General features: G+C 67.5%; 10 protein-coding genes. 4 read left to right on the top strand and 6 right to left on the bottom strand.

Going from position 1 to position 11,379, the window contains the following annotated elements:
• Positions 1-155: 155 nt before the first annotated feature.
• The 5 genes from H7965_RS26355 to H7965_RS26340 form a co-directional block, all read right to left on the bottom strand.
• Complete coding sequence (locus H7965_RS26355; RefSeq protein WP_186773526.1) at positions 156-491, bottom strand: DUF4337 family protein; 336 nt, start codon at positions 489-491, stop codon at positions 156-158.
• A gap of 606 nt (positions 492-1,097) precedes the next feature.
• Entirely contained in the window at positions 1,098-1,223 is a 126-nt protein-coding gene (locus H7965_RS31375; protein ID WP_261394395.1) for a hypothetical protein, read from the bottom strand.
• A gap of 98 nt (positions 1,224-1,321) precedes the next feature.
• Positions 1,322-1,882 carry a hypothetical protein gene (locus tag H7965_RS26350; protein WP_186773525.1) on the bottom strand — a complete coding sequence of 187 codons (561 nt, stop codon included), beginning with the start codon at positions 1,880-1,882 and terminating at the stop codon, positions 1,322-1,324.
• A 45-nt stretch (positions 1,883-1,927) separates the two neighbouring features.
• On the bottom strand, positions 1,928-2,266 hold the full coding sequence (locus H7965_RS26345; protein WP_261394394.1) for a putative sulfate/molybdate transporter: 339 nt from the start codon (positions 2,264-2,266) through the stop codon (positions 1,928-1,930).
• A gap of 187 nt (positions 2,267-2,453) precedes the next feature.
• On the bottom strand, positions 2,454-3,818 hold the full coding sequence (locus H7965_RS26340; RefSeq protein WP_186773523.1) for an MEDS domain-containing protein: 1,365 nt from the start codon (positions 3,816-3,818) through the stop codon (positions 2,454-2,456).
• 489 nt (positions 3,819-4,307) lie between these two features.
• On the opposite strand from H7965_RS26340, the gene H7965_RS26335 reads away from it, so the two are divergent.
• From H7965_RS26335 to H7965_RS26320, 4 genes are all read left to right on the top strand, one after another.
• Positions 4,308-4,859 carry a histidine kinase dimerization/phosphoacceptor domain -containing protein gene (locus H7965_RS26335; protein WP_186773522.1) on the top strand — a complete coding sequence of 184 codons (552 nt, stop codon included), beginning with the start codon at positions 4,308-4,310 and terminating at the stop codon, positions 4,857-4,859.
• 14 nt (positions 4,860-4,873) lie between these two features.
• Positions 4,874-5,146, top strand: coding sequence for an ATP-binding protein (locus H7965_RS26330; RefSeq protein WP_229682805.1), 273 nt, complete (start codon positions 4,874-4,876; stop codon positions 5,144-5,146).
• 148 nt (positions 5,147-5,294) lie between these two features.
• Positions 5,295-6,653: a sensor histidine kinase gene (locus H7965_RS26325; protein ID WP_222440828.1), complete on the top strand. Its 1,359-nt coding sequence runs from the start codon at positions 5,295-5,297 to the stop codon at positions 6,651-6,653.
• 486 nt (positions 6,654-7,139) lie between these two features.
• Positions 7,140-9,545 carry a hybrid sensor histidine kinase/response regulator gene (locus H7965_RS26320; protein WP_186773520.1) on the top strand — a complete coding sequence of 802 codons (2,406 nt, stop codon included), beginning with the start codon at positions 7,140-7,142 and terminating at the stop codon, positions 9,543-9,545.
• 113 nt (positions 9,546-9,658) lie between these two features.
• Here H7965_RS26320 and H7965_RS26315 read toward each other — a convergent pair whose 3' ends face one another.
• On the bottom strand, positions 9,659-10,411 hold the full coding sequence (locus H7965_RS26315) for a hypothetical protein (protein ID WP_186773519.1): 753 nt from the start codon (positions 10,409-10,411) through the stop codon (positions 9,659-9,661).
• Positions 10,412-11,379: the final 968 nt, after the last annotated feature.

The following is an 11,379-nucleotide window of genomic DNA, read 5'->3' as shown; positions in this document are numbered from 1 at the left end:
CGAGTAGTGGCTGCCATAGGCAGGCAGTGCCGTCCGCCCCACCGCAAGCGCCTCACCGGCCACCCGCAGCGCCGACTTCGAAAGCGTCCGCATCGACCACCTCCGGACCGCTCATCCCAAGATAGCCACCCAAAGTACCCAGCCAAGCCAGGGTTTCAACAGAGCAGCTCGCTCTCCCAACGGCCGATCGTCCCGCGCCACCGCTGGACTTGCTGCTCAAGCGCAGCCCGTGCCACCGGATCGGCGATCTGGGAGGCATCGAAGGTCGCGCGGTCGGCCTCAGCGCCGAGGACGGTCTGCCGAATGGTCTGCGCCTGGAAGAAGGCCCAAAGATTGGCAGACTCGACATTCTTCATCTGCGCTTCGGTCTTGGCATCGTCTCCCGCAACCTCAGTGAGGGCCAGGGCAAGCGCCAGGGCCGCAATCAGCAGCGCCACCCGCTTGTTCTCACTTGCCTTCTCGGCGGCCTCGGCGGCTGGGTTGTCGGACATCGGTGCTCCGTGGCGAATCGGTGGTTCGGGCGGCGATCCTGCCGGCCCGGACGGCAGCCGACCAGACGGCGACGGAGCGCTGCCAGAACCATGGCGGGGAGAGTGACACACTTTCCTAGTAGAAGGCGGTTGACCTCACCTCCGACAGGTCGAGCGCGCCGTAGCGGTGCGCGTTGGTGCAGGTGACTGCTGCGCCGAGGGAGCGGCCGACCACCCCGGACTTCCAGCCCTCTTCGGGTCGGACGATGAGGTCACCTTGATCGGGGCGAGCGCCTGCACGCCTGCGCCGTCATCGGCCATGCCCACGACGAAGCCCTCCGTCTCGGTCGGGAGCGGGAAGTCCTGCGGGACCCTGGGCCTCAGACCCCGTTTGCGAAATCATGGGGCAGGTAGACGGCTGCGGTTGGGCGCGGCCTGCTGCCACCATGACGACCACTGCTCGACTACCCCAAGTCCCGACGGTGCCGATCCGGGCTGGCGTCGGGCGCTCTGGATCGCGCTCGGGGTCAACGCCGCGATGTTCCTGATAGAGATCACCGCCGGGGTGGCCGCGGGGTCGGTCTCGCTACAGGCTGACGCGCTCGACTTCGCCGGGGACGCCGGAAACTACGCCATCTCCCTCGGGGTGGCCGGGATGGCGCTGGCGTGGCGGGCGCGGGCCGCGCTGGCGAAGGGGCTCAGCCTCGCCGTGCTGGCGGCTTGGGTGATCGCCACCACCGTCTGGCACGCCATCGCCGAGACGCTACCCTCGTCCGGTCCGTCCGTGTCAGAAGTTTGGCAGCGCTCCGCCGCGAAGGTGCGATGGCCGGCGCCGGGCGCCCGACGCCTCCTCAGTGCGTCCGGCCTTGCCCGTGCGCGCCGCCGTGCCCCCTGGGCGCACCCTCGATGCGGGTGTAGCCGCGCAGCGCGTCGTAGGCGCGCACCTGGGCGTCGGTTAGAACGGCCCGCATCTCGACGTGGGCCATGAGGTGGACGGCGCGCAGCCGCCCTTGCAGGTCGCCGATCGCGGCCGTCAACGACCGCAGCCCGTCCGGGGTGACGCTGCCCTCCGCGAAGGCGCGATCCAAGGCGCGCTCGCGCTCGACCAGTTCCGCGCCAAGGGATTTGGCCGCCTCCATGCGGTTGAAGGTGGCCTGGACGGCGGCCTCCTGCTCCGGAGCGAGACCGAGCCGGTCGCGCAGTTCCAGCACGTGCGCGGGGCCAGGGTAGCCGTTCAACTCAGCAGGCAGTGCCATGCCCATACCGCGCCCGGCGAGGAGGTCGGCCACGTCCCGTTCCGAGAGGGCCTTGATGTCGCGGGTCTCCTGCCCTGCGTACCCTGAATGCTGCGCCCATGCGGTGGCCAGGGGCAGGACAGCCACGAGCGCGGCAATGGGGAGGAGGTGTCGCATGGTCGGCTCCACGATGGTCTACGGCATCCTACCGGGCATGACGCGCTAGGCGAGCCGCCCGGCCAGCATGCGCCCGAGTTCCACCGCCCAACCTGCAGCGAGGCCGACGACGGGATTCATCAGCGCAGTCGCCGCGACGGCGATGCCGATGGCGGGGGCAGCAGTGCGGCCGACCTTCGAACAACCTGACAGGGCGAGGTCCGTGCTCGCCAGCAGCGCCCCCACTGCGCTGGTCGGGATCGCCGCGAACAGTGACGCCGCGGCGTCCGCGAAGCCGAGGCCCAGCACCAGCAGGACGGCGCCGAGCAGGACCGGCGCCAGTCCCGTGCGGGCGCCGAACCGGTGCTGGGCGGCGACGCCGCCCGCGCCATGGCACATTGGCATGGCGCCAAGGGGGCGAGCAGGAGGTTCATGACGCCGGACGTGAGGGCGAGATTGCGCACCGTTGCGCGGGCGGCCCTGCCTCAAGGACGCAGTACCACAATGTCGCTTTCATTTCGGGAAAGCAGGTGAACACGGCCCGCACACATCCTGAGGCGGCGGCGCGATCGTCTCGGGCTGTGGACCGTTCCTACTGCACGGCAACCGCTGGCCGCGTGGTCACGTCCCGGTTGGACGCAGCATCCCTATCCGACACTGTTCTGCCGCCGCTGTTTGGTCCGCTGAAGGTTAGGCGGCACTCCGTCCCACCGTCGCATCCAGGCGAAATGGAAATCCGCCCGCCAATCTGGCGCGCAAGCGCTTCCGCCAGCGAAAGGCCCGCCCCCCTTGGGCTCGGTGCCAGCGGTCCGGCAATCCCAATGCCGTCGTCGCGCACCGTGAGTTCTCCGTCCGTCGCATCGGTCGGGGCGCGGAAGGCAATTCGCACGATGCCGCGCCGGCCGTTCGGGAAAGCGTGCTTGAACGCGTTGGCGATCGCCTCGGCGGCGGCAAGGCCCAGCGGCACCGCCGTATTCAGATCGACAAGGCCCTGCGCGGGAGCGACTTCGACAGCGACTTGCCCGGCCATGCCGAAGCTCGTCGCCGTCGCGGACGCAAGCGACCCCAGGTAGGCGGCGAAGTCGATGCCGCTTGTGTCCGCGCCGCCATACAATGCCTCATGTACGAGGCTCATTGCCTTGATGCGTCGCAGTGTCTCGGCGAACGCCTCCCGCCCGGCCGGATCGGAGGTCTGCTTCGCCCGAAGTTGGAGCAGGGCGGCTACGACTTGCAGGTTGTTCTTGACCCGGTGATGCACTTCCTTGAGGAGCACATCCTTCTCGGCAATGGCCCGGCTGAGGTCCAGAGTACGACGTGCCACCCGCTCCTCAAGCTCATTGTTGGCCTGCCGCAGGGCTTCCTTGGCCCGCTTGACGGACGCGCTCTCGATCATCGTCCAGGCGCCACGGCGGCGCGCCAGGGCGAAGTCGTGATTCTGCACCACGTCCATAGCCCCACCAGCATCGCATTTGAGCGTGCAATAGCTGCACAGCGCGATAACCCGCTGATTGCAAAAGCAGGCGTTGACCTTCTCCTCGTACTCAGCGAAGTCGTCCCAGTCGCGTGCCTCTAGGAAGTAAGTGTTTCCGGTTAGGCGGAACCCGGCGTAGCCGTTGGCCAGGGCCTCGTACTTGCGCTGTATCCAACCCGAGATCACCTCGTCGGCGCCAGCCTTGGCGTTCCGGGTAAGATACCACTGGTCGTGGTCGATGATCTCGATCTGGCCGCGCGACAGGCGCCGGTCGAGGTCAGGCACGGCATTGCGGAGGGCATTCGTCGCCTCACCGGCACGTAGCGGGCGGGCGGTCACCCACATGCAGCGCTCGTTGTTATCCAGACCGGCCTTGAAGTACGGAACGAGCGTATCGACGAGATCGTCAGCCGTTTCGTAGAACTGGCAGAAATGCGCGCCCCATTGGACGGCTCCGACGCCTTCGATGCCACTGTTGACGTACATCTGGAACTCCGCAGTGGGTAAGGCGATGAAATTCAGGTTGGTCTATATAACTCAGCCCGTATGAGTGCCACACCTGAGCGTTCTTTTTTGGGCCCGATTTAAATCTTCCGTAGGCATGGCCGCAGTGCTCGGCACCGTCGCCATGCGGTGTTAGGCGCGGCTGCTAAAAGGCATTATTAATATATTTTTGAGGCTCCAAACGGCGAAGCAACCCACCAGCGGCGCCGCACGCCTCCCAATGGCGAGGATCGTTCTCCAGGGACAATGCGACGCCGACTGTCCCGCCGAGACCTGATAACCTGGGCAGCGCGCTCAGGCGGAACATCCAAGCGTTGGAGGATAGCCACAGGCAGGAGGTTGATACTGCCCCCGGGGGAGGCGCGGGTCGCCGAGGCGATCACCCGCTTGACTGCCCCGATCGGGGGCAGATCACGGCCGCGAGGTGTGGGTTTCGATGTTCGCAGCCCCGTCGTCGAGGACGACCGGGTAGTGCAACACTTTGCCTCCTTCCTCGACATTAGCGAGCGGGTGGCGCGCGAGCGTGACCTCCGGGAGGCGAAGGAAACACTGGACCGGCGCGTGGCGGCACGGACGGAGCGGCTGCGGCAGGCCAACGAACGGTTGCAAGAAGAGGTCAAGCGGCGGCAACGCACTGAGGCTGCGCTGCGTGATGCCCTGGCTCCGGGTCAGGAGGACATCCGCTACCGCGACTTCCTCGTGCGCGAAGTTCATCACCGGGCGAAAAACGCGCTGCAACTGGCGGTCGCGCTGCTGAGCGAGCAGGCACGCCATGTCGATAGCCCGGCCTGCCGCGACGCCTTGGAGGCCGCCATGGGGCGGCTCCGGCGCGTGGGCGGGGTCCATGCACTGTTGACCTACCAGAGCGGTACCCCGGACGTGATTGACTGTCCTGACTACCTGCGGCGCCTTTGCCGGGAGATGGAGGGGAGCCTGTCACTCTCGGGGGAGCGGGTGACGCTTGAGGTGGACGCCAGGAGGAGGCGATGTGGAGTCCGGACCTCGTGGTCCCACTCGGCCTAATCGTGGGCGAAGCAGTGACCAACGCGCTCAAGCATGTCTTCCTCGAGGAACGCGAGGGAAGGGTCCGGGTCGAGTTGCGCGCCAGCGACGGCGGGACGATGCGCCTGCTCGTTGAGAAACATGGTATCGGCATGCCCGCGGAGCGCCGGGCAGGCTCACTCGGGCTGCGGCTCATTGAAATGTTTGCAAAGCAGGTGAATGGCAGGGCCTTGATGGAGGCCGGACGGGGTGGCCAGGGCACCGCCGTGATGATCACCTTCCCCGACCCGAACATCATGCCGTGCTGACCGGGCTGTCGGTTCAGCCCGCGGTCGTACGGCGCCCCACAGTCTGCCAGGGCTGCTGCTGGGCAATTCCTGCGGCGAACGGTAGACGGGAACGCGTTTGGGCCAAAGGAGTTGAAGTCGATGATAGCTATCCCCCTTCCGCGTGCCCATGAAAGACTCCGGCGACCAAGCAACACGCCCGGCCGCAGCGCGGCGAGACGGACCGGCCGCCGAGGCACGCATCGCGGAGCTTGAGGCGGAGGTCGCCGCTCTGCGCGAGGCTCTCGCGCAGACGGGCCTCTCGGCCGAGCGGGTGGCCGGACTGGACGCCGACGAACTCGCCTGCGGACGGGCCGACCGTGCGTCAGACAGGGGGCTAGCACAGTCGGCAGCAGCCACGGCCGAGGCGCGGCACAGGCTGGAGGTGGCAGCGGGCCGGGCGGACGTCGCGGCGTCGCAGGCGGACAACGCGGCGCTGCGACGCGCCAATGCCGCCCTGACCGAGAGCCGAGCCACGCTACGCGAGCGCGAGGAGCGGCTGCGCCTCATCCTCGACAGCGCTGCGGACTACGTGATCTTCACCACTGACCTCGATCGGCGCGTCACATCTTGGAACGCGGGCGCGGAACGGGTGCTGGGCTGGACCGAGAAAGAGGTCATGGGCCGCCCGGCCGACATCATATTCACGCCCGAGGACCGCTCCGCCGGGGTGCCGCAGCGGGAGGCCGCGACGGCACTCGCGGAGGGACGGGCTGAGAACGAGCGCTGGCATCTACGCCGGGACGGCACGCGGTTCTGGGCCAGCGGCCAGTCAATGCCGCTGCGCGACCCGGCGGCAGGGCCGGATGCGCCGCCCCTAGGGCTTATGGCTGTAATGCGCGACCAGACCGAGCGGCGACGGGCAGAGGAGCGGCGGGCGCTGCTGACGAACGAGTTGAATCATCGTGTCAAAAACACGCTTGTGGTAGTTCAGTCCCTTACTCTGCTTGGCACACGCGGCGCGTCGCCCGATCTCTCAGCCTTCGCAGCGGCGTTTCAAAGGCGCATTCTTGCTTTGGCGCGCGCGCACGACCTGCTCACTCGTGAGGACTGGACCGGTGCGCCGCTTGATGGAGTAGTACGCGCAGGTCTCACGCCGCTGGTGGTGGACGGCGAGCGAGTGGGGCTGTCCGGCTGTAACGCGCAGGACGTGTTCCTTCCAGCCGGTGCGGCGCTCACCCTAGCGATGGCCTTGCACGAACTCGCCACCAACGCCCTCCGGCATGGCGCTCTGTCGGTGCCGTCCGGACATGTCGAGGTGGTGTGTCTCGCTGCAGGCTCAGGTGAGGGCGAAATGGCGCGGGGCGCGGTGGAGTGGGTGGAGCGCGGCGGTCCACCGGTCCTGGGGCCGCCTGCTAGGCGGGGCTTCGGACTGCGGCTGCTTGAGCGCGGGCTGTCGATGCAGACGGGCATGGGGGCCGACCTCCGCTTCGAGCCTGAGGGTCTGCACTGCATTCTCCGATTGCCAGCGGTACGCGGCACTCCGTGAGGAGCGACAGGGTAGGAGCGGGCCGGCTTTCTGCGCTCCCGCGGGGCGCTCGGTAGGTCTGCAACAGCCCTGCATCGCTGCTGATACCACGGAGCGGTGCCGGATTTGGACTTTCAGGGTCAGCGCTTTGCGAGGATGGGCAGGGCAATGGTCCCAGGCCGTACGCCCAGCCAGATACCGCAGCGCTAGCGAGAAGGCGTTCGACCTCACCGCGATCCTGTCTGCTGTCAGTCCAATCCCTTCTCGGCCTGCATCCGAAGACGGCCCTCACCTCAGTAGCCTACCGACAAGATGTGCAACGGCTTAGGTCGGCGTCGCCGTAGCGCAGACATTGAAGGCTGCGGCCGCTGTTCGGATGCAACACTCGGGTGCGATCACATCTAAATCGATCTGATGCCGAATTCTGGTACACCGTACCGAACACGCTGGCAGATCGGGTTCCATACGCTCGTCCATAACTCAGAGTTGTGTTAGAGTCGGAGGCTCATGCGCCGTCTGGATAGCCTGTCGGGTCAGGTCCGTCCGGGCCAGGAACATTGGACGGCTGCCCTGGTAATCTCCGACCTCGCCCGCTGGCTGCTCGACCCCTCTGGCCTGACGCTGCACGGCGTCTGGCTGGCTGGGGAGCCCCGGCTGTTTTGGACCCACCTGCTGGCTAACAGCGCAATCGGGTTGGCCTGCTTCTCTATCCCGCTCACCCTGACCATCATCGCGCGGCGGCGGCGCGATCTTGCGTTCCGCCCCATATTCTGGCTGTTGGTCGCCTTCGTCCTGCTCTGCGGCATCGGCCAATGGCTTGACCTGCTCACCCTCTGGGTCCCGGCCTATGGCACCGAGGCGGTCGTGAAGGCGCTGACCGCCATCGTTTCCGTCGGCGCAGCGGTGGCGCTCTGGCGGCTGATGCCCAAGGCCCTGGCGCTGCCCTCACTCACCCAGATGCGGGAGGCCAACGTGGCACTGCGGGAGAGTGAGGCCCGCCACCGCGCCAACTTCGCCGGTGCGCCCGTGCCACTGCACGTCCTCGACCCCGATGGGAGGATCGTCGAAGTCTCCGATCGGTGGCTGGACCTACTCGGCTACGCCCGTGACGAGGTGATCGGCCGGGCGGCCGGCGATTTTCAGGAGGACGGTGGCGCCGCCACCCGCGCGATCCTCGGCGCGGTGTTCGCCGAAGAGGCGGAGTTGCGGGATACGCCTCGCCGCCTCATCCGGCGCGACGGCGTTGTCCTCGACGTTCTGGTGTCGTCGCGTTTGGAGCGCGCCCCCGATGGCACGCCGACCCACCTCATCTCCGCGCTTGCCGATGTGACGGCTCACAAGCGAGCCGAGGAGGCACAGCGGGAGAGTGACAGGCGCTTCCGGATGCTGGTCCAGGGGGTGACCGATTACGCCATCTACATGCTCGACCGCGGCGGCGTCGTGACGAACTGGAACCCTGGGGCACAGCGCATCAAAGGCTACGGGGCGTCGGAGATCGTCGGCGAGCACTTCTCCCGCTTCTACACGGAGGAGGACCGAAAGGAGGGCTTGCCGCAGCGGGCCTTGGCGACAGCAGCCGGGGTCGGGCGTTTCGAGGACGAAGGCTGGCGGGTCCGCAAGGACGGCAGCCGGTTCTGGGCCAGCGTGGTGATCGACGCCATCCACGAAGGCGGGGAAATCGTCGGCTTCGCCAAGGTGACCCGCGACATCTCCGAGCGGCGGGAGGCGCAGCGTGCGCTGGACGCGGCCCGCGAGCAGCTTGCCCAGGCGCAGAAGATGGAAGCGGTGGGGCAACTCACGGGGGGCGTCGCGCACGACTTCAACAACGTCCTGCAAGCGGTTACCGGAAACCTCGAACTGATCCGCAGGCGCGTCGGGGACGAACGACCCGACGTGACCCGCCTTGCCGCGAATGCGCTCGACGCTGCTGGGAAGGCGGCGGGCCTGACATCGCAGCTTCTCGCCTTCGCCCGCCGTCAGCGGCTCGACCCGCAGGTGCTTGACCCCTTGGAGGTCATCGAGGACATGCGCGGCCTGCTGCTCCGCACACTGGGCGAGCGGATCGCGCTGCACGTCGAGGCTGAACCGGGTGCCGGAGCCTGCCTCGCCGACCGGAACCAACTTGAGTCGGCGCTGCTCAACCTCGCCATCAATGCCCGCGACGCCCTTGCCGGAGCGTCCGGAAACCTGACCGTATCGATCCGGGCCGAGCGCGTCGCAGCCGCCCCCGAGGGCTTGCCATCGGACGGCGATTTTGTGCGGATCGCAGTCCGGGACGACGGCCCCGGCATGCCGGAGGAGGTGCGGCGGCGCGCCTTCGAGCCCTTCTTCACGACCAAGGCGCCGGGCAAAGGCACCGGTCTTGGGCTGGCCCAGATACACGGCTTCGCCCACCAGTCCGGCGGCACCGTCCTCATCGAGAGCGCGCCGGGACGCGGCACCGAAATCGCCATCCTGTTGCCCGGGACCGCCTCTGCGGGCCAGCGCGCTGAGCCGCCCTCCTCGGCCTCTGCGGAGCCCGAGGCTGGGTTCGGGGAGACGGTGCTGATCGTGGAGGACGACGCACTGGTGCGGTCGGCGCTGGCGGAGACGCTGCGTGACCTCCGCTACCGGGTGATCGAGGCCGCAGACGCCGATGCTGCACTGGCGATGCTGGAATATGGCATCGCCGCGGACGTGGTGCTCTCGGACGTGATGATGCCGGGCGGCATGGATGGTGTGGAGTTCGCGACCATCGCCCGCGGGCGCTTTCCCGCCTTGCCGATGGTCCTCCTCACGGGGCAAGCCGGTGCGCTCGCCGGGAGGCCCTTGCCGCGCGGAGTGGCCCTCCTGCGAAAGCCGCTCGCCCGTGGCGCCATCGCCGTCGCGGTCCGCCGCGCCCTCGCGGAAACTGGTGAGGTGGCCGGCACCTGACCACCCCGGTCTCGGCCTTGCAGGTCCAGGCACGGGGGCTGCGATGCTCGGTCCTGCGCACCGGCCGAAAGTGAAAGCGGACCAGTTGGGTACCTTGCGGGCCAACCGGCCAATTATGAGCAGACCAGCAGCACGGACGCAGTGTCGGCGGCCGGGTTGTAGACGGCGGACATGATCGCGGTGCCAGCGTTCTCAAAGGCGGCTGAGACGGTGGTGGCGAGTTCATCTAACTCACGGAGGTGCCAGCCCGGCCGTAGCACGGCGTTGATCAACAGGCGCCGCACAGACGATGGTCGTACCCCCACCTCATAGGCGGCGGAGAGAGCGGACTGGCCGAAGGCTGCCGCCTTCTGTTCTCGGCCGGCGACCGTGTGGACGGCTAGGCCGAGGCCATGACCGCCAATCGCTGACCAGATGTCCGACGCATCCACCCCCACGATCCCTCGACAGGCGACGGAGGAGAGCAGGGCCGCCGCGGCTGCGGCCAAGGTTGGAACAATGCCCCCAGGCCCATCACACACCGGTAGCAAAAGGTGTGCAGGCAGGTCTCTCCCGTCCGCCATCTGGTACGGGGCATTCATCAATGGCGCGGACGGTCCGGCCTCCATCACGACCGCCATATGGCCGCGCTGGACGAGTGCACGGGCGGTGGCCTCGGCCTCGGACAGCGCATTCTCGTCGGTGCCGTCGCAGCACAGGACGCTGAAAGACCACTCGGACGCGAGGACGACATTCGCAGCATCGGAACCGGACTGCATGCCGCCCCGGACCGCAAGCCACTTGGGGTCCTCGTAGTCGCAAAGGGCACAGCACGCCGCCGCGGCCATCTCCGCCGCGGCCACTCCCGCGGCGCCGAAGCCGAACACGGCATGGCTACTATCTGGAAACCCCGATGACATGCACGAGACGTGGGTCGGGAGGAAGGCGGCCGGAGCCGAGGTCACGTGGCCGACGCCATCCAAAGCAGGAAGCGACGACAGGAGGGTGCGACGCGCCAAGCGCGGTCGTGACGATGCCATGCATGCTACCCTACCGTGTTGGCATGCAGCCGGGCAAAGGCTCCGGGTTGGGCATGGGTTCCGCCACACTGAGGGGCGTCTCGCCAAGATGTCCGCGGCGATGCGGTGCTTCTGGGGCGCCGACAACAGTCACTTGTACCGCCTCTCCCTGTGGCCCGTGGGAGCCGAGGCTGTCGCTCCTGCCCGCCCTGCGGTCATGCGGCGGGTTCCGGTGGCGCTCGATGAACCTAGCGACCGCCGCCATCGTGTCATCCGGTCCTCGAAATCGCCGATACCGCATCGGGCCGGGTTCGATGTCGTCCCGCTTCGGCGGGCGGTCTCACGAGAGTGTTTGCCGAGCCCATGCAAGCTGGAGGAGACCGCCGACGCAGTCGTGGAGCGTCGAACCGGCGATGCTATCTGGCAGAAGGGCATTGCCGGGTCCGCAGGACAGTTCGGGAGATTGAGCTTGAGCAAGCTTCCACATGGAAGTGCGAATGCGCAACGTTACGGACGTCGTGTAGCCGGGTTAGAACTCTGTCCTGAATGCGATGGTGATTGGCGGCACGGTTCCGGCCGAGCCTGGACAACGCGCAGAGACGCGCAGCGGCGCACTGCCTAACTTTGCAATCTCAAGCGACACAGCACACTCCGCTGCGTCCTGCCGATAGGCAGCCGTGATGGGGTCACTGAACCGCCCCGGGTTTGCCGGCAACTGTAATCAGGTTGCGGTGTCGAGTCGGTAGTTTGTTCCGCTAGAAACCATGGCATTGAGTGTGACGAGGAGCTTGCGAGCCGTGGCGGTCAGGGTGGCCTTCACTGACTTGCCTGCGGCC

Origin of the sequence: Siccirubricoccus deserti (genome assembly GCF_014283215.1) — a bacterium.
Taxonomy (GTDB): domain Bacteria; phylum Pseudomonadota; class Alphaproteobacteria; order Acetobacterales; family Acetobacteraceae; genus Siccirubricoccus; species Siccirubricoccus deserti.
Note: the sequence above shows the minus strand (reverse complement) of the source record. Positions and strands in the feature narration are given on the sequence as shown.